Genomic DNA, 25172 nt, shown 5'->3' with positions numbered 1-25172 from the left:
ACTTCCTCCTATTTTCATGTAAATAAGTCATCTATACTCTCTCGTTCATATTCTGGTATCCACTCTTTATACTTCACATATAAATCCCGTATCTTTTCTTTATTCTTCGCAATTACTTCACATCCTCTATCATCATAAATAAACATGATAATATCCTTTGTTACATTTATAAAAAATACATCTGGATATGAAATTTCTTTTTTTCGCCCTAGACGTGGACGTAGGTCAGGGAAATCTTCATGATTAGCTGCTTGAATAAGCGGTTCATATTTAATATCTTCAGCAAGACATTTTAAAGAAAATTGATATGTACAATATAAGTCAGCTTCTTCATCTTCAAATAGAAAAGGTAATGTTTCTTGTCTAATATGAAACTTTAAACCGCTCTTTTTAATAAATCTATTGTATACATTTATTTTCTGCAGATTTTTTATATTTTCCTGTTTAAATCGATAAACATTTGTGATTAAAAAGACGGTATCTTCTTTTGAAAATATATCTTTAAATAGATTTTTATTATACCTATATAGTTGTGTGAAATATTCCATATTATACGTGTTACCATCTTCTTTGAATTGATATTTATCTTTCCCAAAATCAAAATGAAGATGATTTTCCCACTGAGAGTATATGTACGGTACTAACGTAACTCCTGGAAATGTTTGATTCATATATTCTTTAAATTGCATTTTCATACCCTTTCTACTCTACAATTTCTTTTAAATGCCAATATGCTTCTTCTAGCCACGGATGTATGACTTTTAATGTATCTTTTCTTTCCCACAAATATGAAATATATACAAAAGCAGCATGTTCCAAAGATTTTTCCAATCCTTTTTTTACCTCAATTAAATATGACGGTCTCCCTATTTGATCCCATTCTAATTTATCAGCAATAAATAATACTAAATCCATCTTCGTTGCATGCTTATGCAACGAAGTGTGGCAACAGATAGCATTTAAAACTTCTTTATCTTCTACTTTAAATACCTCTTTTGCAATTACTCTCGATAATTTTTGGTGAATAATCATTGGAAATTCTCGTTCTTCTTGTAATATTTCTATGCCAAATTCTTCAGCAACTGCAATCCGCTCCTCATTCGGAAAGATTGCACTAATATCATGTAAACACCCTGCAATCGCTGCTTTTTCTTCATCTTCATAAAATATTTTCGCAATTTTTCTCGCCTCATTTGCCACACGAATTGAATGTTTATATGTAAATTCTTTATTGTATTTTAATAGAAAAGCTTTAATATCATTTTCTATTTTTCCAGTTGGAGTAAATGAATATATATCATTATATAACATAGCAAGTCCCCCTTATAACTATCTTTCAGTATAATGTGGAGTTTAAATATCTTTCTTATTTTATATTCGTTATGAATGTTTTAATTCCTTTTTAATACGATACATGAAATTTTATGTAGAAACATTACTACAAAATACATAAATGTTTGATATTATAGTAATGTTGATTAATTGTAAGGAAAGGAACTAACTATAAAATGAATAAAAACATATTAATTATTGATGATGATAAAGATATTGTAGAATTACTGGCTGTTTATTTACGAAATGAAGGCTATAACATTTATAAAGCTTATGATGGTGATGAAGCATTACAAATGATATGTACATATGAAGTTGACCTTATGCTTTTAGATATTATGATGCCAAAACGAAACGGATTGGAAGTTTGTCAAGAAGTGCGTGAAAATAATACTGTACCTATCCTTATGCTTAGTGCAAAGGCTGAAGATATGGATAAAATTTTAGGACTTATGACCGGCGCAGATGATTATATGATTAAACCGTTTAATCCACTAGAATTAGTGGCTAGAGTGAAAGCTTTATTACGAAGATCCTCTTTCCAAAATGCTACTTCCCAAAAGAATGAAGATGGTATTATTCGTATTCGTTCTGTTGAAATACATAAACATAATCATACTGTTAAAGTAAATGGAGAATATATTAAACTCACCTCTATCGAATTTGATATTTTATATTTACTAGCGAGTAATACTGGAAGAGTATTTAGCTCTGAAGAGATATTCGAACGAGTTTGGAATGAAGACGGTTATGGTTCTAATAAAACGGTAATGGTCCATATTAGTAATTTACGCGATAAACTTGAAACCGTAATGAATGGTGAAAAACTAATTCATACGGTTTGGGGAGTAGGATATAAAATTGAGAAATGAAGCATTTGATATATTAAAAGATATACCAAAGTGGAAGCTTATTTTTTGGCTTTTATTAGCTATCACTCTTACACCAATTACCGAATTAATTATATTTCGCCTCGTAACGAGTGTAATTGAGAGTTCACTTACTCTAAGCGAACTAGGAAAAGAATTCATTAGAATTTTTGGCCATGAAAAATATATTGGATTAAAAGAGTCTTTATGGATGATGATTGTATCTTATTTGTTTTTATTTTCTATTTTCTCATCCTATTTATACATTTTTTATCGTCATGAAAGAAAGGTTTACTATGAAACTTGTATAAAAAAAATGATTGAAGAGATTCGGTATATTGCAAGTGGAAACTTTAATCATAAAGTTTCCATCGTACACCATAATTATTTAGAAGAACTGGCAACTGGGGTCAATCAAATTATTGAGCAATTAAAAGTATCAATTGATGAAGAAAGACAGGCAGAACAAGCAAAAAGCGAACTTATTACAAATGTATCACATGATTTACGAACCCCTCTTACATCTATAGTTGGATACGTAAATTTAATCCATCATGATAATTATAGAGATGAAGTAGAATTACGATACTATATTCAAGTCATTTACGATAAAGTAACCCGTCTTAATGCATTAATGAATGACTTGTTTGAATATACACGTGTTCAAAATAAAGAGTTAAGTTTATATTCTGCTCCCATTGATATTGTAGAATTGCTTGGACAATTAACTGTCCAATTTCGGATACAGCTTCAAGAAGCTAATATTGAATGTCGCCCTTCTTTCCCATCTCAAAAGCTAATGGTACTAGCTGATGGGGATAAATTAGTACGTGTGTTTGAAAATCTAATCATAAACGCTATTACTTATGGAAATGATGGAGATCATATTGATATTACCGCTTACGAAAGCAATAACATGATTACAATTGATATAGCAAATTACGGACAACCTATCCCTAGTACTGATTTACCTCATATTTTTGAACGTTTTTATCGTGTTGAAAAATCACGTTCAACAAACACTGGTGGATCTGGGCTCGGATTAGCAATTGCAAAAAGTATTGTTGAATTGCATAAAGGAACAATTGAAGTATATAGCGATGATAAAAAAACAACTTTCACTGTAAAATTACTCCCTTATAAAGCTTAATACCACATATTTATAGGTTCAATTTTTTATCATATAAGAAATTGAACCTTTTATATTCCATTAATATCCAAATTTAATAATCCTTTATAATTCTTTAGAAATTCTTTACCTTTTCTTTCTTCCTAATTAAGCATTCCTTTTTACAATAATATTATTGATGTAATATTAGGAGGATCGCTAATGCAATTCTTGAAAAAAATAACAGTTTTATTATTATCTTTTCTTATTACTGCACTTATCGTTTTATATTTTTATCTTTATGTAAATGGTCCAATTATTCAAGCTAAATCAGCTATTTTAATAGATACTAATTCTGGTGAGATTGTTTATAAAAAAAATGAAGAAACTCCTATACAATCAGCTACTTTATCTAAATTAATGACAGAGTATATCGCACTGGAACAACTGAATGAAGGGAAAATACAGTTAGATGAATTAGTAAAAATAAGTAACGAAGTTTTCCGAGCAGAAACGAGTCCTATACAAGTAACTTCGAAAGATAAAACGACGGTTCGTGATTTACTTCATGCATTGTTTTTGACAGGGAATAATCGTTCCGCACTTGCCCTTGCAGAACATATTGCTGGAAACGAAGATAACTTTACACTTTTAATGAATGACAAAGCAAAACAACTAAAGTTATCACAACCATCCCCGTTTCTAAATGCTACTGGAATTAATAACGATACGAATAAACAATCAACTACAACATCGATAGACGTCGCTAAGCTAGCAACACAATTAGTAAAAGACTTTCCAGATGTATTGAATGTTACGAAACTAACCTCTTACCAATTTACCTTCAAAGATTCAAAAGTTTTCAATACAAATAAAATGATATATTCCCTTAATAAAAACATTAAACTCCAAGGTGTTGACGGCTTACAAACTAGTTTTTCAACTAATGGTAATTATAGTTTTGTCAGTACAGCCACACGAGGAGATACTAGACTTATTTCAGTAATATTAGACGCCGGTGATGAAAACAGTACTTTTATTGAAACAAAAAAGTTACTTCAGTACGGTTTTGATCCTTCCTCGTACTCTGCACTCCAAGCTTTTAAAGATGCTGTTACATCTTGGACAATATTGTTTCAGTTTAAAAATTTAATCATACAAACGATTATGATCTTTTTCATCATTACAATCTTAATGTTTTTATATATACGTCAAAAAAAAGCCGAGGATTTTAATTAAAAATTCTCTTTAATATAAAAACCGACTTGCAATACAAATGCAAGTCGGCCTCTAAATTTATAATCCCCTTCCAATTAAATTTGCTGAAACAGGCTGAAGATTTAGTTCTCTCGCCCATATAGATAGCTGGCCAATGTGATGAATTTCATGCACAATTACATGTCGTAACACTTCTCCGTATGTATATATTTTGTCTGTCCACGAAGCTTTTAATATCTTATATTCTAGGTCACCAGACCATATTTGCAAAAACTCTTCTAATTCTCGTCGATATGAATCAGATAGCGCTTTCACTTTTTTGATTGATTGATAATCTTTAAACTGTGGTTCGTTATCCTCTTTTTCTTGAAGTGCACTAACCCAGCTATACTCAACATCTACAATATGGAAAAGTGTTTCTAAAATACTCCCAACACCTCCAACACGTTTGCGAAGCAATTCTTCCTCTGTAAGTTGTTCACACCATTTAAACCAATCATCTCTTACTTGCCAATTGTAATAAAATAGCGTTTTCAAATTGAAGCACCCCACTTTTTTATATAGCCATAAATGTTCCATTCGTATATGATTCATTTTTCAATCAACTTTACAAAATCACATTTCTTCTACTGAATTCCTCTACTATTTGCACAACTATTTCATTTACACATAAAGATCCATCCAAAACGATATCTGAATTCGGCTTTACTGTATTAATCGCCTCTAAATAAGCTTTTCTCGCATGTGTTATATAGTGTTTTAGATCATTATGTATTTCACTAATTTTATCTTCTGTAAAGTCACGCAAAATCCTCCTAGCCATCGCAATATCTAAAGGGGTGTCAATAAATATAGTTATATCTATTAATTCCCGCATTTCACTATTTAAGTAAGCAAAGGGATAATCTACTATAATATAGTCTAAATTACTATTTTGTAGTAGATGCTGAATATCTGCAATTAATGGTGTTAGTACCCATTCATCGTAATTAGCTCCATCATCAATCCATTTGCAAATATCAACCGGACAGTTATCAAATTTATATCTATCAAAATATAGAGCCTTTGATTTTTTCAACTCATGAGCTAAACTTTCTGTAATGGTAGTTTTACCGCCCCCTGAAACAGCTGCAATTGAAATTATTTTTGTTTTTTTATTCACGCTTCCCACCAAACCCCTTTTGTTAACATAATATAATTATAAAACACTATTTTTTATTGTTCCATTCATATTCTAACATACTCATTTCCCATAAATTCCAATACGTTTCTCCTACTTTTTTTGACTCTCTTAATAAACCTTCTTTTACAAAACCTATTCTTTCGTAACAAGAAATAGCTGACTTATTAAAGTCATAAACACCAAGAGTTACTCTATGTAGTTTTAATTCTTAAAAAGCAATACGAAGTACGGCTTTCATCATATGTTTCCCTATAGAACGCCCTCTCATTTTCGTATTACCAACTAGCACTTTTCCAATTCTCGCAGACTTATTTATATTATCTATTTGTCCAAGAGAAATATGACCAATAACTGCTTTAGTCTCTTCATCTATTATTTTGAATGCCAGTGTGTTTGCACTTTCTGTATATTTCTCTAATTGCTGTTCATTTAAAGGATATGTAAATGCATTTCCCGACCATTGTATTAAAAATTCTTCGGAATTAATCCAATTTATTAATTGTTTGAAATCAGATCTTTTAAAGGGTACTAATTTAATCACTCTCATTCTCCTTTCGTACATCACTCTTTATAGCCTCAAACCTATTTCTATATAAAGAATATATTCTCCTTTTACACGAAATTAAAATAAAGCCATTCATAAGAATGGCTTTACAAAAAACGGCATAATTATGCTGTTTTCCTATGTCAACAAAAGTTCAATCGCTTCAATTTTACAAACAGAAATAATTACCGTAACTACCCCAGCACTATTAGCAAGCTTTACAACATCGCAAGTTACTGAAGAAACAGTTCCTGCATAATTATTTCCTACTGTAGTAATTCGCACCGCTCTGTTTACTAATTTTTTAAGCTCATCTCTAATTCCTTGTACACAGCAACAATCGCATTTTTTATTTTGTTCTTCTTGTTCTTTTTTACATTCTTCGAAAGCATCCCAACAATCATCCTGTTTACATGTACACTTCTTTTTACAATTATTAAATCGAGAACCCAAAACCTCACCCCCTAATCCTTTCTATTAGTAAAGTATGTCCACAGGCTTAAAAGTGTAAGAGACAAACACATAGAAAGGAAAAAACAAACAATTGTATTAGACATTCTTTTCTTTATTAACTATAAAAACAGGCCTCTAACAATTAGAAGCTTGTTTAATGAGGGGAATTAGATTCAATTCTGCTGAATTTAAAGTTTAGACAACCTCTTATAAGTCAGCTCCTTTAAGAGTCCCCAGCTTTTCCTATTACTTCACATATACCATATACATAGGCTTTGTTTGCATTAATATAGTACCTTTGCTGTTGTGAAATATACATTCAGAAAAGCGTACTCCAAAATAAGATATTATTTAAAATCTTAACGTTTCCTTCAACAGGTGTTTGTTGATTAATATCATAACCAGTAGTTCTCTCAACTATCTCTTGAAAATTAGCATAGTTTGTATGAATTCTATATCTAGTAGAAAGCACTCTATCATATAAAGGTAAAATAATAGGTTAATAAACAAGCCATTCTTTTACTAAAACATAGAATAGTATGAATCCTATTGAAGGGAGGTATAAAAGAATGTCCTGGAAAAATGATTGCTGGAGTTCTAAGAAAAAGCATTGTTGTGATGATTGGTGGAAATCTAAAGAAAAGAATCATTGTGATGATGATTGGAGTTCTAAACGAAATAAGTGTCGTTGTAAATGTTTCTTTATTTGTTGTCATTGTAAAAGAAAAAATTGGTAACATTTTCAATATCGACTTAAAAGAGAGAACATGTCTTTTGTGACCGATAAACACTAGAATGTAATATACAAAAAGCTGACTAAGTATAGTCAGCTTTTTGTCAATGAACACGTAGAGATTTATTTTAATATAGTTCTTATTAGAAAAGGATTATTTTATATAGATTACTATAAGCATCCATAAAGCCAAGGCGCCAATGATAGCGAGCACTATACGTGTAGATAGTACCCTTAATTCAAAGTCTGTTTTCTTGGAGGGTTCAGGATATGCAATTATGTAGATTCCCTTTAATAATGCAAGCCATGCAATAACCGTTAGGAACCCCTGCCAATTGAATACCCATACATTATGTAGGATTACACTACCTAACCCTAGGAAAATTGATAGAAAACCATACATAATACCAAATCCTCTGTCTTCAACCACTAATTTTTTCAATTCACGTAGTACCGATGGACGTACGAAAAGTATTCCCGATACGATAACCGTTATCCATCCCCAAAACAATCCTAAAAAAGTACTAGTTTCCATTATTAGTTCACTCCCCTCAATTATTTATATTTCAGATATTCCCCCCTTTAGAACAATTCCAAAATCTTTATATATAGGATAAATTCTGCTCTTTTTTAATACAAACATGGCATATTCTATGCCTATCCTTAATCACCTCATTTCTCTACAAAATGAAATTTTTATATCATTCTTCATCATCTATCCGAATCAACCGAAGTCGCTTTGTACTATTACCGCACACTTTTTCATAGCTTGGAGCTAACATGCACCAAAGCCAATATAATGATTTATTCGCCTTTTCACTAACCTCTAAAATTGTCCCCTCTGTAATAAAATGATCACCTTGATACAATGTATACTCGCTTGTCCCATGGAATCATCATTATTCCCCTCCCTATTAAAATAGCGTTTTTGTTTCAAATAATGCTCTCATTAATTTGGACGCATTTACCAGTATATTTACCAAAAAATTCATGATATCGTTAACTAGTCGAGTACGTCATTACTTGACGATTACCCTTAGGAGCCCCGCAGACAATCGGGGTTCCTTTTATTTAAATAAGGATTTTGTTTAAACTTTACAAAACTCACCTATATTAAACTATCTTCTAAAATTCCCATTGAACATTTATAATACTTTTAAACGGTTTAAATTCTACAATCAGTAATGGAGGCATTTTAATGGGAAACATCCCAAAAATATCATCACAACAATCAAATCCTAAGATACCCTCACAGCAAGTGAACGCTAACACCAAACAAGGTAATAATAAAAAAACAAGACGCCGTATTATAACTACTTTAGCTTTTATATTACCTATAATTTTTGTCCTTCAATATTCTCTTAATAACCAGCAAGAAATGATTAAAGAGAAACAAATCACGGTTAATACGGAGCAACAAAAATTATCTTCTTTAAAGAAGGATGGTCATACCCTTAAAAATGATGTTAAAGTTTTAACAGGTAGTGAAGAAGAAGTTTTAAAATTCGCAAGGAAGCTGTATGGATTTTCCAAACCGAATGAAACTATATTTCAAATAACTGAATAAAATTACACTGTATTATCCAAAAGACGATATGAAGATAATCGCCTTTTTATATTTAATTTCTAAAGTAATCATACTAATCTCTCTTTCTATCAAATAACTATTTTGTTTAATTTATTAAAATACAACCGCTTGTCCATTTCACTTTGCTCTATCATTACATTTACTATTAGTAATACGATTTTTAGAGGTGATATATAATGGACGAGTTTTTATCTTTTGCTGCACTTAATCCGGGTTCTATTGGACCTACACTTCCACCTGTTCCACCCTTTCAATTCCCTACCGGTCCTACTGGTTCTACTGGATCAACCGGACCAACCGGACCAACCGGACCAACTGGTTCTACCGGACCAACCGGACCAACCGGACCAACCGGACCAACCGGACCAACTGGTTCTACCGGATCAACCGGACCAACCGGACCAACCGGACCAACCGGACCAACCGGATTTAATCTTCCTGCTGGGCCTGCATCTATTACTTTGACTTCTAACGAAACCACAGCATGTGTATCCACTCAAGGAAATAATACTTTATTTTTTTCGGGTCAAGTATTAGTAAACGGTAGTCCTACTCCAGGAGTAGTGGTCAGTTTTTCATTTAGTAACCCTTCTCTTGCTTTCATGGTTCCTCTTGCGGTCATTACCAATGCTTCTGGTAACTTTACCGCTGTATTTCTAGCCGCTAATGGGCCTGGAACAGTAACCGTTACTGCTTCACTTCTTGATTCTCCTGGAACAATGGCTAGCGTCACTATTACCATTGTGAATTGTCCGTAACGGTTTTATTTTTAAGGACTAAGCAATATCTAATAAGATGAGCACTGATTTACAGTGCTCTTTTTTATCATTGGGATGTTCCTTTCAAATGAAATTTCGTAACACCCTACTAAAATAACGCTTTTATTAAGAACTAATGATCTTTATATTTCTTAAGCTTGTCAGCACAAGTAATTTTTATAATTAGTTAAATTCTCAATATAGTTTGTGTATATAATTCCATTCAAAGATACATAATACCCACGTAACTATTTAAAAATACTTTGTTTTTATATCTAAGTTCAAAAAGGAGCTACATAACATGGATAAAAAAGATTTATTAAGTCAACAACTTGATTCTGTGTCATTAGATGCGCTGAATACCCCTAGTAAGGCCCAAGAACAACTGCAAGAAACCTCTCAGGAGGCACATAATTCAAACAAAAAGGACAGTACTCAAGCTTTACATGGCGAAGATTTACCAATTTCAGATGTATATAGAACAACGAACAAACAGTAAATTTAAAAGGGAAAAAATCTTAAGAACGAGTGAACTTAATTCTTTTCCCTTTTCCTATTTAAATAACACTTTTATATGAAACCCGTACACATTTTTGACACATCCACTATCACAATCTCCTGAAAATTCGTGATAATATTAATTTGTCGGATACGCCAAATTTCGACATTGAACGACAATAATATCTCCCTTATTGAATCCCTGTCCCCCAGGGATTTCTCCTTTTATTCATTACTTTTTTCTTCACTAAATTTTCATTCTTAACAAAATTCAATCACTCCATTGAATAGACAGCTATAGTATCCTATTTTGATAAAAACTAAAAACAAACAGATATACTTAACACTAATAGTAGATTTTTTAACTTCAAATTTACTTTTTCTCTCTTATCTTTTTGTAAACATTAAAAATGAGCTCTATTTACATAGAGCTCATTCGTAATTTTATAGTTTGCTAGACTGTAACCCCTGAATAAACGGAACTACTTCAGGATTTACAAGTGACGATAAATCTCCTAACTCTTTTCCTAAGTAAGCTGCTTTAATAACACGTCGCATTACTTTAGAATTTCGTGTTTTTGGTAAATCTTCTACAACGTGGATGTCTTTTGGACATAAAGCTTTACCAATATGAGAGTTTACTAAACTCATTAATTCTTTCTTTAATTCTCCTGAGAATGTTACACCATCTCGTAATACAACAAAACAATGACAAACTTCTCCTTTTACATCATCCGGTACACCAACTGCCGCTGCTTCTATTACATCATTATGTTTCACAAGAATAGATTCATATTCAGCAGGCCCAATACGTTTCCCTGCAATATTTAGCGTATCGTCTGAACGTCCTGTGATGATGTATTGCTCACCGTCATAAATGACCCAGTCCCCATGAACCCATTTATTTTCAAAGCGTGACCAATATGTGTTTACATAGCGTTCATCATCTTCCCAGAAACTTTTCGTCATACCTACCCAAGGTTTTTCTAAACATAATTCTCCGACTTCATCTCGAATTGGTTTACCTTGATCATCAAGTACAACCGCTGCCATTCCTGGTAAAGATGCGTTAAAACTAATCGGTGCGATCGGCTTAATTAGGACATTCCCGAAAATCCCACCTGAAATTTCAGTTCCACCTGAATAGTTACAAATTGGTACTTTACCTTTACCAACTGTATTAAATAACCACATCCATGGGTCTGGATTCCAAGGTTCTCCTGTTGATGCGAATACTTCTAAACTCTTTAACGAGTGTTTATTTACATATTCATCACCTTTTGCCATTAATGCACGGATTAACGTTGGTGAAATACCGAGATGAGTAATTTCATATTTATCAACTGTCTCCCATAAGCGATCTGCTTCTGGGAAGTCTGGAACACCTTCGTACATAACCATTGTTGCGCCATTAATTAAAGAGCCGAATAGTAAAAATGGTCCCATCATCCAGCCCATATCAGTTACCCATAATACTCGGTCGCCTTGTTTTATATTCATTCCAACCCCTGCATCAAATGCAGATTTTAGCGGGAAACCAGCATGTGTGTGTACTGTCCCCTTCGGCTTACCAGTCGTTCCAGATGTATATATAAGCATTAATGGATCATCACTGTTCATTTCTTCAGCATGTATAAATGGTTTTTCTTTTTCTAACGTACTCCATGAAAAATCATAATTATGCGGTGTAAAATCATTTCCTGCATGACGAACAATTACCACCTTTTCAACAGTTGGACAATGTTCACAAGCTTTATTTACTTCATCTTTTAATGAAACAATTTTCCCACGGCGTGAAAAGCCATCTGCGGTAATAACCATTTTTGAACCAGCCGCTTGTACACGTGTCATTACTGCATCAGCAGCAAAACCTGAGAATATTGGTGAAATAATCGCTCCAATTTTCATTACCGCTAACATAGCAACAACTGTTTCAGGAATCATTGGCATGTAAATTGTTACACGATCACCTTTTTCAATACCAGCATGTTTCAAACCGTTGGCAACACGGCTTACCCAGCTGTCAAGCTCTTCATATGTAAATGATTTCGAAGTTCCGTTTTCCCCTTCATACATAAGTGCTGCTTGTGTTTTCGTTTTATCGTCTGCAAGCCAGCGAGATAAAGCAGATTCTACAACGTTACAAGTTCCCTCAGTATACCACTGTGCAAACGGTGTACCATTTTCTAAATCTAACACTTCTGTATATGGTTTCATCCACTGATAGCCAACTGCTCTCTCAGCTTCTCCCCAAAACCAAGCTGTTTCTTCAATTGACTTATTATAAAAAGCTTCGTAATCTTCATAGCCTAATGATTTCATCCAACCAAATAAACGCGTTTTTTCTTTATATTCTTCTGTTGGAAACCAAACTGCTTGTTTCATGTTTTCCCCTCCTTGATTTTTTGAGCAAGAAAGCCCTAAATAGGGCTTTTAAACTGGATATACAGGATGTTTACGATCCGTGAATACTTGATATTTACTCATATACATTTCGAATCGTCCTTTTAACTCTTCACGTAAATTGTTTGGATGAACAATACCATCAATCACCATCTCAGATGCTAAACGGTAAATATCAATATCTTTCTTATACTCTTCTCGTTTTTCAGCAATAAAGCTTGCACGCTCTTCTTCTGGTAAAGCTGCAATCTTATTTGCATATACAGCATTAACCGCTGCTTCTGGACCCATTACTGCAATAGAAGCTGTTGGTAATGCTAAGCAGCAATCTGGTTCAAACGCTGGACCTGCCATTGCATATAAGCCAGCTCCATATGCTTTTCGAACGACGATAGAAATTTTCGGTACAGTTGCTTCACTCATTGCAGAGATCATTTTTGCACCGTGACGAATAATTCCGGCACGTTCTACTTTTGTACCAATCATAAATCCAGGTACATCTGCAAGGAATAATAATGGGATATGGTATGCATCGCATAAATTTATAAACTTCGCTGCTTTATCAGCTGAATCGTGGAATAATACGCCGCCCTTCATACGCGGCTGATTTGCAATAATGCCAATTGGCTTACCATCAATGCGTGCTAAACCTGTAATTAGTTCTTGAGCAAATAATTTTTTCACTTCAAAGAAAGATCCTTCATCAATAATTCTGTTAATGAGATCTTTCATATTGAAAGGAGCATTTTGATTTTCTGGAATGATTTCTTCTAACGTTTTATCGAACTGTTTCGGTTCTTGAGGTGTAATCAAAGGAGTCTTTTCTAAATAGTTACTTGGAAAATAAGAAATATATTGTCTTGCTTGCGTAATTGCATCTTCTTCTGTTTTACATAAAACATCTCCGCATCCTGATACTGAGCAATGCATACGTGCTCCGCCCATTTCTTCTAAAGTTACCTTCTCACCGATAACCATTTCAGCCATACGCGGAGACCCTAAATACATAGAAGCATTTCCTTCAACCATCATAACAACGTCACAAAATGCTGGAATATACGCACCACCAGCCGCTGAAGGTCCAAATAATAAACAAATTTGTGGCACTTTACCAGATAATTTCACTTGGTTATAAAAGATTCTTCCTGCACCGCGGCGTCCAGGGAACATTTCAACTTGATCTGTAATACGCGCTCCAGCAGAATCAACTAAATAAAATAACGGTACACGTAATTTTTCTGCTGTTTCTTGAATTCGTAGAATTTTTTCAACTGTACGTGCTCCCCATGATCCAGCTTTTACAGTCGAATCATTTGCCATTACGCACGCAGTACGACCATGTATTTTACCAGTCGCAGTTACAACACCATCAGCTGGTAATCCGGTTTGTTCACAATTTGCAAATAATGCATCTTCCACATATTCACCATTATCGAATAAAAGAGCTAAACGATCTCGAACAAAAAGTTTCCCTTTTGCTTTGTTTTGTTCATGATATTTCGGTGCCCCGCCTTGCTTAATTGTTTCAACTCGTTCTTCAAATGAATTAGATTGTTGTTTTTGATCTAACATATTTACTCCCCCTTATACATTGGTTTGCGTTTTTCCTTGAATGCCTGTAATCCTTCTAATCTATCTTTCGTATGGATTACGCCCTCATACGCCTGTTTTTCCATTTGTAAGCCGGTATGTAAATCTACTTGAATTCCATTTGAAATTGCTTCTTTTGCTAATCGAACAGCAATTGGACCATTTTTAGCAATTCGATCTGCAATTTCAATTGCTTTCTCTTCTAGTAAATCAGCTGGTACTACGAATTCTACTAAACCATATTCTTTCGCTTCTTGCGCCGAAATACGTCTTCCTGTATAAATTAATTCTTTTGCTCTACCGACTCCAATTAATCTCGGTAAACGCTGCGTACCACCTGCTCCAGGTATAATTGCAAGAGAAGTTTCAGTGAGACCTAGACTTGCAGTGTCAGAAGCAATTCTAAAATCACAAGCTAAGCTTAATTCAGTACCTCCACCAAGTGCGATTCCATTAATAGCAGCAATAACTGGTTGTGGTAATTGTTCCACCATCTCCATAGTAGAACGAATCATACCCACAGCATGGCGAACTTGTTCTTCACTCATGTTGGCACGCTCTTTTAGATCAGCACCAGCGCAAAATGCTTTTTCGCCATCCCCTGTTAAAATAACAACGCGCGTATTTGATTCTTCGTTTATTTGAGTTAATATAGTTTGTAATTCTTCTAATAATGCCAAAGATAATGAGTTTGCTTGTCTTTCACGATTTAACGAAATCTTTACAACGTGCGGTGTAACATAGTCAACTGAAATGTTTTGTAATTGTAGCATCTTCTCACCTACTTATCGTTTTATGTTGAAGCGCTCTATACACATGACTCGGTAATTGGATATTTAACTTACTTTGAATAAACTGACTAGCTCTCAATAACTTTTCTTCATCAATATTAGTTTGGACTCCCAGCTTATGGAGCATATGCACTAAGTCATCAGTAGCAACATTACCCGATGCTCCTGGTGCATAAGGACATCCTCCGAGTCCACCACAAGAACTATCAAACGTTGTAATACCATATTCTAAAGATTTAACTACATTCGCCAGAGCCATTCCATACGTATTATGAAAATGCATTGCAAACTGCGAAGCATCATACTTCTTTAATAGATGTTCCAATACTTGTTCTACTTGTAATGGATTCGCTACACCAATCGTGTCACCGAGAGAAACTTCATAAATGCCGTATGAAAATAGTTGATTACATATTTCGTCAACTGCTGTGGCACTTATATCCCCTTCATAAGGACATCCAAATACAGTAGAAACATAGCCTCTTACCTTTTTACCTTCGAACGTTGCCTGTTTTGTTATATCTTCAATTACAGCTAATGCTTCTTTAATAGATTTATTAATATTACTTTTATTATGAGATTCACTTGCTGATAAAAAAACATTCACCTCATCTACATTTTGCAAAAAAGCTCGTTCCAAACCATTTTGATTTGGAACAAGCGCTGCATATGTAACATTTGGATCCCTTTTCAGCTCAGAAAATACATCACTTGCATCTGCTAATGCAGGAACCCATTTAGGGTGAACGAATGAGGAAACTTCAACGTACGACAATCCCGCTTCTGTAAGTAGTTGAATCCATTTTACTTTATCTTTTGTGCCAACAATCTTTTTTTCATTCTGTAAGCCATCACGTGGCCCGACTTCTTTAATGACAGCAAAATTAGGTAGTTTCAATTCGCTTCCCCCTATATCTCCCTATTCAATTTCTAGTAATACATCTCCTTCATTTACAAAATCGCCTTCTTGTACGTTAATTTTCATAACAGTTCCGGCTTCTTCTGAAACGATTGGAATTTCCATTTTCATAGATTCCAAAATGACGACATCCTGCTCTTCCTCTACTGTATCTCCTACTCCTACAACAATTTTCCAAACATTTCCTGCCATCGATGCATATACTTTCGTCATCATTTTTTCCCCCTTAATATTCATAAATCTTATTTTTTAACAAGTTGTTTCGTTACGAAACCCGTTGTATAAATACCACTTTTGAACACATCGTCTCCGAGCACTTGCAGTAGCATCGGTGTATTTGTTTTAATACCTTCAATTTTTAACTCTTCTAGAGCAATTTTTAATTTTGAAATCGCTTCTTCACGAGTTTCACCATGTGCGATTACTTTCGCAATCATTGGATCATAGAAAGGTGTAATCGTTACTTGATTCTCCAAAAAGTGATCAATACGTATATTTGTCGGTAACGTTAAATCTGTAATTTTCCCAGGTGATGGGAAGAATGTTTTCGGATCTTCTGCATAAATACGAGCCTCAATGGCATGACCACTACGTTTTACATCATCCTGTGTAAATGATAGCTTCTCACCATATGCGATAAGTAATTGTTGTTCAACTAAGTCTAACCCAGTAATTTCTTCTGTAACTGGATGTTCTACTTGTAATCTCGTATTCATTTCTAAGAAATAAAAGTTCTTTTGATCATCTACAAGAAACTCAACTGTACCTGCATTTGTATAACCAAGTGCTTTAGCAGCTTGTACAGCGACTTCTCCCATAGCCTTTCGTGTACCCTCATCTAAAAATGGTGAAGGTGCTTCTTCAATTACTTTTTGATTTCGGCGCTGCACTGAACATTCGCGTTCCCATAAATACACTGTATTACCATGTGTATCTGCTAAAAGCTGAATTTCAATATGATGTGCATCTGCTATATAGCGCTCTAAATACATTTCTCCGTTACCAAAGAAATTTTGCGCTCTTGTTTTATTACTTTCAAATGCTTTGGTGAGCGTTTGCTCAGTTTCCATCAACTGCATTCCAATGCCTCCGCCGCCCGCGGATGCCTTAAGCATTAATGGATAACCAATTTGTTTCGCAATTTCAATTGCTTCTTCAGCGGTTTCAATATTTGTAGTAATACCTGGAACTACTGGCACATCTGCTGCTTGCATCGCTATACGTGACTCAATTTTACTTCCCATCTTAGTAATGATTTCTTCTGAAGGACCGATAAATACGATTCCTTCTTCTTTACAGCGAATCGGAAAAGATGGATTCTCTGATAATAATCCGTACCCCGGATGGATTGCTTCAACATTTGTCTTCTTAGCTATTTCAATAATTTTTTCAAGGTTTAAATAGCTTTCTTGGACACGTGGACCGCCTACTAAGTAAGCTTCATTTGCCAATTTTACATGAAGGGCATTTTCATCAGCCTCAGAATAAATAGCAACGGTACGAATGCCAAGTTTTTGACAAGTTTTCATAATGCGAACTGCGATTTCCCCGCGATTAGCAATTAATATTTTTTGAAACATAGTGACTCCTCCTTTTTATCTACATCCTAAATGTCTTGCAATTACGAGACGTTGAATTTCAGAAGTTCCTTCACCAATTTCTAAAAGTTTTGCATCACGAATATATCGTTCAACTTCATATTCACGCATATAGCCATATCCACCATGAATTTGTACTGCATGATTTGCTATACGACTTGCAGCTTCAGATGCAAACAACTTTGCCATAGCCGCTTCTTTACCGAAAGGTTTATCGTTATCTTTTAACCAAGCTGCTTTATGTACTAAATTACGCGCTAATTCTACTTCAGTCGCCATATCAGCCAATTTAAATTGAATCGCTTGGAAATTAGAAATCGGTTTTCCAAATTGTTGACGTTCTTTCGCATATTGCAATGCACGCTCAAATGCAGATTGTGCAATACCTACTGCTAATGCTGCAATTGAAATACGTCCTCCATCAAGTGTATATAAGAATTGTTTAAATCCTTTATTTACATCACCAAGAATATTTTCTTTCGGTACACGTACACCATCAAGTACGATTTCACAAGTATTAGAAGCACGAACACCCATCTTATCGTAAGGGCTTGAAATCGTTAATCCTTCACTAGTAGTCGGTACGATAAATGCAGAAATACGTTTTTTACCATTGTCTTCAAAACCGTTGATAGCGGTTACAATAATTGTATTTGCATACTCTGCGTTTGTAATCCAGCACTTTTCACCACTAATAACATATTCATCGCCATCTAAAATTGCTTTCGTTTGTGTGCCCCCTGCATCAGATCCAGCATTTGGCTCCGTTAATCCGAAAGCACCTAACGTTTTACCTGACGCCATTGGAACTAAAAATTTCTGTTTTTGTTCTTCTGTACCGAAATAATAGATTGGAGAAGCGCCTAATGAAATTGTTGCAGCATAGCTTAAACCTGTTCCACCACAAGCACGACCAATTTCTTCAACAGCTAACGCGTACGATAACGTATCGCCACCTGAACCTCCATACTCTTCCGGGAATGGGATACCTAATAATCCTAGTTCGCCCATTTTTTGAAATGTTTCATATGGAAATTCCGCAGTTTTGTCATAATATACAGCTTTCGGTGCGATTTCCTTTTCAGCAAAGTCACGTACCATTTCTTTAATCATTTGTTTTTCGCGAGTTAGAGTAAATTCCATTCCGCTACACACCCCTTATCGAATATTGAGTTTCGACAGCGTGCGAGTTTCTACTACAAACATTACTTCTTAAAAGACACGAATATTAGTTAGACAATTGCTATAATTCTGTCATAACTTAATTTTAAAACAGATTCTGTACCAATGCACAAAAAAATTCCTACATTGTTCTACAACAACATAGGAGGTTTTGTGTCGAATTATGTAATTTATTGTTTAATAATCTCTACCTTTTCCCGAATCAGAAATTTCTACTAACCCTTCCGGGTATGGCTCAAAATATGTTTGTCTTAATAAATACTTTTCATCAAATCGAATGGCCCATGATTTTAAAATTGTAAGCAAACTACTAAGTGGTATTTTCTTTTCTGCATATTTTTGTATCAGTTCTAGAAAATGATCTTTTTCTTGTTTTTTTAGCTTTGTTTTAAAATATCCGAAAATGTGCTCACATACATTTACATTCGATGTATAGCGAGGCGCGCGCATAAATAATTCATATAAAGTCTTCTCATAGTTATCAAATACGACTTCCATTGTTTCATTTTTTTGATTTGCAATAATACGCCCTAATTCTTTTTGTTTCACCTGATTATATGCCATAAATAAATACTTATAATCTGATTGAAACGCTACGAGTTCTTTTATGTTTTTAGTATGTTTAATCATTTTGTAATGCGCGATTGTAAACAATCTTGTAAAGAAATGCTCTCTAATAATAAAATTCGACAATCTACCTTCTTCTTCAATTGGAAGATGCGAAAATTTTTTTATTACTGCTCCGCCAAATAATCCAGTTCCTTTTCCTTTTACTGGCCCTTTTTCAAAACCAGAATAGATTTTCACATCACGAGTTCCGCAACTTGGCGAACGATTCTTCAAAATAAAACCGTCAACTTCAGGTAATGTTTGTAAAAATGTATTTGAAAATTCATTCATTTTTTCAGTTACATCTTCTCGTATTGACGGCTGTACAAGCCTATTCGCTCCATTTTTTTCTACAATACGTATCGTTTCACGAGGAGTCCCTAAACCAATTTCTACTTCAGGACATACAGGTATAAATGTAACAAATGGCTGCAAGTTTCGAATTGTTAAATCTGGAACCATCTCTCCATTATAACGACAGGCATCAAATTCTAAACATTTACTTACAACAATTATCGGTTTAGCAAATTGTCGCATCACATTACCTCCGTGGCGTTAGTCCATACAATATAAATTGAATCGTATTTTCAATTTCCACTTCATCGTCCCATTTCTCTTCCGGCAATAATAAAAACCTCGTTAAGAGCAACCCTAATACAGCTGATAAAGTAAGACGTAATACAGAAGAAGGCGGAAGTTCAATAATTTCCCCTTCTTCTTGAAACTTAGCAATCAGCTTTTTAAAATGTACAAGCAGTTCTGTTTCTATTAATTGTTGTATTTCACTTTTTAGTTCTGGCTGAAATGGTACTTCTTGAATTAATATTTTTATCATTGGAAAGTGCTTTTTAGCAAATTCAAATCTATTTTGAATTATTACTCTTAAAAGCACTTCATACGATTCATACTCTGTTTTAAATATTTCTTTTGCAAAGGCTTGTACGAAAAATGGTGCAGCGAACTTTGTTAAGGTCGGCATCACGACTGCAAACAATAAATCTTTTTTCGTTTTATAGTAGCGGAAGATTGTTCCTTCCGCTACACCAGCTCGCTTTGCAATTTCACTCGTTGAAGTTGAGGCGTACCCTTTTTCTCCAAACATATCAACAGCTGCCTCTAATATACGCATTTGACGTTCATTACGTTTATCAGTATTCGTTGCGGCAACTAATTCTTCCAGCCAATCCTTCTTCATTTATTGTGCTCCTTTTTATTATCATTATATTTTGCGATGTTTCTTTAATGCAAATACATTTCCTACTGCAAATAATAGTGAAAAAAGTAGTAATACAGTAAGATCTAATGCAATCTCTGTAAACCCTTGATTCCGAATCATTACTTGTCTCATAGCGTCAGCACCATATGTGAGTGGAAATAATTTACCTAACATTTGTAACCATGTATTCATGGATTCCATTGGAAACAACCCAGAAAAGAAAACTTGTGGCACAATAACAAGCGGTATAAATTGAATCATTTGAAATTCATTATTTGCGTATGCCGATAAAAATGTGCCTAATGTTAGTGCAGTTAAAGAAAGCATACATGTTATAAGTAGCGTTAGCCATATTGAGCCAGCTACATATAAATCTAAAATATAAACTGAAAAACTTACAATTATAATAGATTGTATAAATGCAAAGATTCCAAAACCAATAATATACCCTAAAACTATTTCCCATCTTCTCACTGGTGTGGACAATAATCTCTCTAATGTACCACTTAAACGTTCTCTTACAAAAGATACTCCGGACAATATAAATACAAAGAAAAATGTAAAGAAACCAATTAATACGGGACCAAGCCCATCGAACATCGTAATGTCTTTAGAGCCATGTAAATAATCCACTTCATGCTTCATCATTGATACATCATTCTTCTCTGTACTCTTTTGCAATACTTGAAGTACCGCACGGTTTTTTGATGAATCACTGCCTTCTAATAGAAGATTCATTTTTCCATTTTCTAAATGAATTACTGCATCTACCTTTTGCTTTTCTAATTCCGAAATTGCTTTGTCTTTACTATATTCATAAATTGATGCTTCTTGATTTTTCATTACTTTTACTATAGGAGCAGGTACATCGACTACAGCAATATGCGGTATATAGTCTTTTTGTGTAAATACTAGCGACAATAACCAAAGTAATAACATTGGTGCCCCAAACATCATTGCTAAAGAACGCTTATCTCGAAAAAATTGACGAATGATACGGATGACTACACCATTAACTCTCATGATTCAATCACTCCTTCTAACATAAAGACATCTTCAATTCGTCCAGAAGATGTTTGTTTTTTCAATTCCTCCGGTGTGCCAATCGCAACTAAATTCCCTTCTCTAATTAGCCCTAGACGTTCGCAAAACTCAGCTTCATCCATAATGTGCGTTGTTACAATAATAGTTGTTCCTTTCTTTTTAAGGTCATAAAACTTCTCCCAAATCGATTTTCGAAGTAGAGGATCTATCCCAACTGTTGGCTCATCTAAAATTAATATTTCTGGTTCATGAAGGAGTGCTATCGCCAATGATAAACGTTTTTTCATTCCACCTGAAAAATGCTGTACTTGCTTTTTCATATGCTCTGATAATTGCACAAGTTCAAAAACTTCTACGATTCTCTCTTTCTTACGCTTACCTTTTAACCCATACATCGTTGCAATAAAATCTGCATTTTCATATGCCGATAGCTCTTCGTATAATGCATCAGCCTGAGCCATATAACCAATTCTTTTCATTTCATTTAGATTAGGCATGTTTGTATTAAAAACAATTACATCCCCTGTAGTTGACTCATTAATACCTGCAATCATTTTAATGAGTGTTGTTTTCCCTGATCCGGAAGGTCCAACCAAGCCAAAAATTTCTGCTTTTTCTACTTGCAGCGAAAGGTTATGCAAAACTTCTTTTTTCCCAAAACTTTTTGATACATCTCGTAAAATAATTGAAGGTTGCTGCACTAAAAATCCCCCTTTTCTTTAAAATGAGTGAGTACTCACTTTTATTTTACTCTCGAATTATTATATGTCAAACTTTTCAAACATATATTTTTTCTGTTATTTACTAAATCAATGAAACAGAGTCGACATTAGAATATCTTTTCTTAAAGTCGACTCTGTTTCATTGTAAATTATTCGATTTTTGTTATGTTTTTAACTTTAAATACCTTCTAATTCTAGCAACATCTAATGAATATTCGATAACTATTTGCTGTATTGGTAATATAACCGTTTCCGGATATAAATGTGCATATTGTAACGTTTCTGCATACTTTTCCAACCGTTTTTCTAAATACTTTACAATTTGCTCAGGATGACTTACTAATAAAGACGTACTATAATAATGAATTTGCTCCTCAATCGCCGTATATTCTTCAATTTCAAATTCTTTATGCATTTGTACACCCCTTTATATTTTTAATATTTCTTAATAATAACTATTTTAACTCGACTAATTTTTAAGTTTTTTGATTATTTACACTATAACAAACTCAATAGGTCAAATTTTGTTACTTTATGTAACGTTGAAAAATTTTAACAAAATTGTAATGGAAACTTGTACTCAAGAAAAACTACCTTTAAATTATTCTCCTGAACAAAAAAGCCGTACAGATTAATTTAACTGCACGACTACAATCTCAGGTCTATTAAAAACTCTTTGCGGAATGATACTATTGCCTAATCCTCTACTAACTATCATAGACGTATTTTGTTGTTCATATAAACCCGCTGTATATTTGGGCAGTATTCCTTGATTAGGAGCAACTAATCCCCCGATAAAAGGTAACCGAACTTGTCCCCCATGTGCATGACCCGATAACACTAAATCTACTTGCTCATCAGCATATGCTTCTAAAAATTCAGGCCTATGGGATAATAATACATTATACCTATCTGGCTGCGTTTCAATTTTTGCTTTTACAATTGCATCTTTTACAATACTTCCTTCATCAATATCTCCAGTATTAAATTCCGGATCATCAATTCCTAACAAGTTTATTTCGTGTCCTCCCTTTTGTATTATTACATGTTCATTTCTTAAAACAGTGACATGCTGTTTCTTTAATTTTTTTTCTAAACTGTTATATTTTCCTGACCATTTTTCATGATTTCCTGTCACAAAATATACCGGGTATTCCTTTACAAGTTCTCGTATTACTTGCATACTAATTTCTGCATCGTACGATTTACTGTCTATTAAATCACCCGTAATAGCAATAATATCTGGATTTATGCTTTTTACTTTTTGAATTAAAACGTCTTGATTATCACCAAATTTTTTATTATGTAAATCTGAAATTTGTAGTATTTTATATCCTTTAAAAGAAGAGGGAATTTTACTAGAGGTTATTTTAACCTCAGTTATACTTATTAAATTGTTTTGTAAATATAAAAAGATACTAATGCCTACTAATATACCAATAATTAATATGATTCTTTTAGTCTTCTTGTTCATATTCCCCCCTAAAATCTTGATCAATACTACAGTTCACAATAAATATTACGTGCCCTTCGCATTCAGAATAACTGAAATTTTTTAATTGATTTGTAGTATTTGCTATAGTTTTATACGCCACTTATAAAATTTTTCAATCGTATGCGTGTATGATGTCATGCTCATTCTTCAGTAATTTTATAGCAGATCACTGGAATCTCTTCATAATATTAACATTTATCTTACTTAGTTTGATAACTATATCATGATATTTCCTATAGTTTTTTATAAAAATATTGTGTACTTTTCTCGAAGTATATACGACATTTGATTACAAATATATTATTACCACTACGATTTTAATTTGTTTAAAACGTACAAAGAGAGAATTGAAACACTAAATTGCCTTATGAAAAGGTATTACTGTATTATTTGTTAGAAAATTGAAAAAACATGTGTAGATAGCTATCATTGTAAGTGCATATATAATTAACTTTGATTTTCTGACATAATTTCACATAATTCTTAAACTATTTTTTTGCGTGCATTATGAAATAAAATATTGCCCCATGTCAGTCTTTAAAAAATTATATATCATAACTTTAAGGGAGGAAGAAAACTATGAAGATGAAAAGAAAAATCATGATGACGACAGCACTTGCAGCTACATTGGCTACAGGTGCACTACCAAGTACATCGGTGTTTGCTGCTGAAAAAGAGGCTCCTATCCAACAAGAAGAGACACAGATGAGTATTCAACCATTTGCACAAAATAATTTGGAAACAGCAGTTAAAGCTGCCTTAGATGGTCCAGAAGTTAAAAAAATTAAAGTATTTGAGCATGAATTTAATGTAAAACCAATTGAAGTAGTAAATTTAGGTGGCGGTAAAACATATGTTAAGGGACAAATTTCTCATCATTTAAGTTTTCGTCCAGATGATCAATTTTATTATGAGTTTACAGTGCAAGATGGAAAGGTAATAGATAAGCCTGTATTTAATATTGATAGAGGTGGTTGGACACCATTTGCTGCTCCACTTTTATCAATTCTTGCTGCGTATAATGGGATTCCAGTTAATCCAAATGATTTAAATGCACTTGGTCAACAGATTGGAAAAGTGATAGATGGAAGCTGGGAACATGCAGCCCAATCTATCGCAACTGTAGTTAGTTTAAGTTTTAATGAGTAGAATTTCTTAATTTTTGTTAGCCTAACAGAGTCCCATTTTTCATAAGTAACCTTGTTATAAAAAATTCTGAAACAGCTATAAATAGATTTTTACCACTCAGTCACATTATCTTGATTTGTTAACCACCTTATCATTCATTATATGTCACAAAATAGAAGTCTTTTTTAAGA

The 25172-nt window shown here is 33.6% G+C and carries 29 protein-coding genes and 2 pseudogenes; 8 read left to right on the top strand and 23 right to left on the bottom strand.

Annotated elements, in window-relative coordinates; translation table 11 throughout:
* Positions 1-14: 14 nt before the first annotated feature.
* Positions 15-689 (bottom strand): DUF3885 domain-containing protein, encoded by a 675-nt coding sequence (locus MR066_RS00220; protein ID WP_215587936.1) that lies wholly within the window; start codon positions 687-689, stop codon positions 15-17.
* Positions 690-702: 13 nt separating this feature from the next.
* Complete coding sequence (yqeK, locus tag MR066_RS00215; protein ID WP_242245546.1) at positions 703-1311, bottom strand: bis(5'-nucleosyl)-tetraphosphatase (symmetrical) YqeK; 609 nt, start codon at positions 1309-1311, stop codon at positions 703-705.
* 197 nt (positions 1312-1508) lie between these two features.
* On the opposite strand from yqeK, the gene MR066_RS00210 reads away from it, so the two are divergent.
* The 3 genes from MR066_RS00210 to MR066_RS00200 all read left to right on the top strand — a co-directional run bounded on the left by MR066_RS00210 (position 1509) and on the right by MR066_RS00200 (position 4548).
* Complete coding sequence (locus MR066_RS00210; protein WP_002016575.1) at positions 1509-2204, top strand: response regulator transcription factor; 696 nt, start codon at positions 1509-1511, stop codon at positions 2202-2204.
* The gene (locus tag MR066_RS00205) at positions 2194-3351 is read left to right on the top strand and encodes a sensor histidine kinase (protein ID WP_242245545.1); all 1158 of its coding nucleotides are present in this window, start codon (positions 2194-2196) and stop codon (positions 3349-3351) included. Before MR066_RS00210 ends, MR066_RS00205 begins: the two co-directional genes overlap by 11 nt.
* A 180-nt stretch (positions 3352-3531) precedes the next feature.
* Positions 3532-4548: a D-alanyl-D-alanine carboxypeptidase family protein gene (locus MR066_RS00200; protein WP_002141854.1), complete on the top strand. Its 1017-nt coding sequence runs from the start codon at positions 3532-3534 to the stop codon at positions 4546-4548.
* Positions 4549-4605: 57 nt separating this feature from the next.
* On the opposite strand, the gene MR066_RS00195 is transcribed toward MR066_RS00200, so the two are convergent.
* The 4 genes and pseudogenes from MR066_RS00195 to exsK all read right to left on the bottom strand — a co-directional run bounded on the left by MR066_RS00195 (position 4606) and on the right by exsK (position 6707).
* Entirely contained in the window at positions 4606-5064 is a 459-nt protein-coding gene (locus MR066_RS00195; RefSeq protein ID WP_242245544.1) for a DinB family protein, read from the bottom strand.
* 70 nt (positions 5065-5134) lie between these two features.
* Positions 5135-5689, bottom strand: a complete 555-nt coding sequence (locus tag MR066_RS00190) for a nucleoside/nucleotide kinase family protein (RefSeq protein WP_002192892.1) — start codon at positions 5687-5689, stop codon at positions 5135-5137.
* A gap of 46 nt (positions 5690-5735) precedes the next feature.
* A pseudogene (locus MR066_RS00185) lies at positions 5736-6251 on the bottom strand (GNAT family N-acetyltransferase).
* A gap of 141 nt (positions 6252-6392) precedes the next feature.
* On the bottom strand, positions 6393-6707 hold the full coding sequence (exsK, locus tag MR066_RS00180) for an exosporium protein ExsK (RefSeq protein ID WP_000535565.1): 315 nt from the start codon (positions 6705-6707) through the stop codon (positions 6393-6395).
* 549 nt (positions 6708-7256) lie between these two features.
* Here exsK and MR066_RS00175 point away from each other — a divergent pair.
* Positions 7257-7487, top strand: coding sequence for a hypothetical protein (locus MR066_RS00175; protein WP_242246105.1), 231 nt, complete (start codon positions 7257-7259; stop codon positions 7485-7487).
* Positions 7488-7594: 107 nt separating this feature from the next.
* Here MR066_RS00175 and MR066_RS00170 read toward each other — a convergent pair whose 3' ends face one another.
* Positions 7595-7975 carry a hypothetical protein gene (locus tag MR066_RS00170; protein WP_016120241.1) on the bottom strand — a complete coding sequence of 127 codons (381 nt, stop codon included), beginning with the start codon at positions 7973-7975 and terminating at the stop codon, positions 7595-7597.
* Positions 7976-8141: 166 nt separating this feature from the next.
* Positions 8142-8309: a hypothetical protein gene (locus MR066_RS00165; RefSeq protein WP_242245543.1), complete on the bottom strand. Its 168-nt coding sequence runs from the start codon at positions 8307-8309 to the stop codon at positions 8142-8144.
* A 329-nt stretch (positions 8310-8638) separates the two neighbouring features.
* On the opposite strand from MR066_RS00165, the gene MR066_RS00160 reads away from it, so the two are divergent.
* Entirely contained in the window at positions 8639-9007 is a 369-nt protein-coding gene (locus MR066_RS00160; RefSeq protein ID WP_002189674.1) for an FtsB family cell division protein, read from the top strand.
* Positions 9008-9204: 197 nt separating this feature from the next.
* Positions 9205-9261, top strand: a pseudogene (locus MR066_RS27360) (exosporium leader peptide-containing protein); the annotation flags it as partial.
* A 17-nt stretch (positions 9262-9278) separates the two neighbouring features.
* On the opposite strand, the gene MR066_RS00155 reads toward MR066_RS27360, so the two are convergent.
* Both MR066_RS00155 and MR066_RS00150 read right to left on the bottom strand, forming a co-directional pair.
* On the bottom strand, positions 9279-9509 hold the full coding sequence (locus MR066_RS00155) for a hypothetical protein (RefSeq protein ID WP_242245542.1): 231 nt from the start codon (positions 9507-9509) through the stop codon (positions 9279-9281).
* Positions 9510-9554: 45 nt separating this feature from the next.
* On the bottom strand, positions 9555-9770 hold the full coding sequence (locus MR066_RS00150; RefSeq protein ID WP_002085442.1) for a hypothetical protein: 216 nt from the start codon (positions 9768-9770) through the stop codon (positions 9555-9557).
* A 317-nt stretch (positions 9771-10087) separates the two neighbouring features.
* Here MR066_RS00150 and MR066_RS00145 point away from each other — a divergent pair, with 317 nt between their 5' ends.
* Positions 10088-10285 (top strand): hypothetical protein, encoded by a 198-nt coding sequence (locus tag MR066_RS00145; protein WP_002189672.1) that lies wholly within the window; start codon positions 10088-10090, stop codon positions 10283-10285.
* A 443-nt stretch (positions 10286-10728) separates the two neighbouring features.
* On the opposite strand, the gene MR066_RS00140 is transcribed toward MR066_RS00145, so the two are convergent.
* The 13 genes from MR066_RS00140 to MR066_RS00080 form a co-directional block, all read right to left on the bottom strand.
* Positions 10729-12669, bottom strand: a complete 1941-nt coding sequence (locus MR066_RS00140) for an AMP-binding protein (protein WP_242245541.1) — start codon at positions 12667-12669, stop codon at positions 10729-10731.
* Positions 12670-12717: 48 nt separating this feature from the next.
* Entirely contained in the window at positions 12718-14259 is a 1542-nt protein-coding gene (locus MR066_RS00135) for an acyl-CoA carboxylase subunit beta (protein ID WP_002017014.1), read from the bottom strand.
* 2 nt (positions 14260-14261) lie between these two features.
* Positions 14262-15050: an enoyl-CoA hydratase gene (locus MR066_RS00130; RefSeq protein ID WP_002017012.1), complete on the bottom strand. Its 789-nt coding sequence runs from the start codon at positions 15048-15050 to the stop codon at positions 14262-14264.
* 4 nt (positions 15051-15054) lie between these two features.
* Complete coding sequence (mvaB, locus tag MR066_RS00125; RefSeq protein WP_002017011.1) at positions 15055-15966, bottom strand: hydroxymethylglutaryl-CoA lyase; 912 nt, start codon at positions 15964-15966, stop codon at positions 15055-15057.
* 21 nt (positions 15967-15987) lie between these two features.
* Positions 15988-16203: an acetyl-CoA carboxylase biotin carboxyl carrier protein subunit gene (locus MR066_RS00120; protein ID WP_001985297.1), complete on the bottom strand. Its 216-nt coding sequence runs from the start codon at positions 16201-16203 to the stop codon at positions 15988-15990.
* Positions 16204-16229: 26 nt separating this feature from the next.
* On the bottom strand, positions 16230-17567 hold the full coding sequence (locus MR066_RS00115) for an acetyl-CoA carboxylase biotin carboxylase subunit (RefSeq protein ID WP_016127007.1): 1338 nt from the start codon (positions 17565-17567) through the stop codon (positions 16230-16232).
* A 15-nt stretch (positions 17568-17582) separates the two neighbouring features.
* Entirely contained in the window at positions 17583-18728 is a 1146-nt protein-coding gene (locus MR066_RS00110; RefSeq protein WP_002032227.1) for an acyl-CoA dehydrogenase, read from the bottom strand.
* Between the two features lie 216 nt (positions 18729-18944).
* Entirely contained in the window at positions 18945-19913 is a 969-nt protein-coding gene (locus tag MR066_RS00105; protein WP_242245539.1) for a YbgA family protein, read from the bottom strand.
* Between the two features lie 4 nt (positions 19914-19917).
* Positions 19918-20571 carry a TetR/AcrR family transcriptional regulator gene (locus MR066_RS00100; protein WP_002065518.1) on the bottom strand — a complete coding sequence of 218 codons (654 nt, stop codon included), beginning with the start codon at positions 20569-20571 and terminating at the stop codon, positions 19918-19920.
* Between the two features lie 24 nt (positions 20572-20595).
* A complete protein-coding gene (locus MR066_RS00095; protein WP_242245538.1) occupies positions 20596-21615 on the bottom strand; it encodes an ABC transporter permease in 1020 nt (339 codons plus the stop codon).
* Positions 21612-22337, bottom strand: a complete 726-nt coding sequence (locus MR066_RS00090; RefSeq protein ID WP_002032219.1) for an ABC transporter ATP-binding protein — start codon at positions 22335-22337, stop codon at positions 21612-21614. The genes MR066_RS00095 and MR066_RS00090 overlap by 4 nt, the downstream gene beginning before the upstream one ends.
* A 184-nt stretch (positions 22338-22521) precedes the next feature.
* Positions 22522-22773: a hypothetical protein gene (locus tag MR066_RS00085; RefSeq protein ID WP_061675549.1), complete on the bottom strand. Its 252-nt coding sequence runs from the start codon at positions 22771-22773 to the stop codon at positions 22522-22524.
* Between the two features lie 216 nt (positions 22774-22989).
* Positions 22990-23832 carry a metallophosphoesterase gene (locus MR066_RS00080; protein WP_113769445.1) on the bottom strand — a complete coding sequence of 281 codons (843 nt, stop codon included), beginning with the start codon at positions 23830-23832 and terminating at the stop codon, positions 22990-22992.
* 600 nt (positions 23833-24432) lie between these two features.
* On the opposite strand from MR066_RS00080, the gene MR066_RS00075 reads away from it, so the two are divergent.
* Positions 24433-25002 (top strand): methyltransferase, encoded by a 570-nt coding sequence (locus tag MR066_RS00075; RefSeq protein ID WP_242245537.1) that lies wholly within the window; start codon positions 24433-24435, stop codon positions 25000-25002.
* The last annotated feature ends 170 nt before the right edge of the window (positions 25003-25172 follow it).

This window comes from Bacillus cereus group sp. BfR-BA-01523, from assembly GCF_022662615.1.
GTDB lineage: Bacteria > Bacillota > Bacilli > Bacillales > Bacillaceae_G > Bacillus_A > Bacillus_A mycoides.
This window is presented reverse-complemented; position numbering and strand designations above follow the sequence as displayed.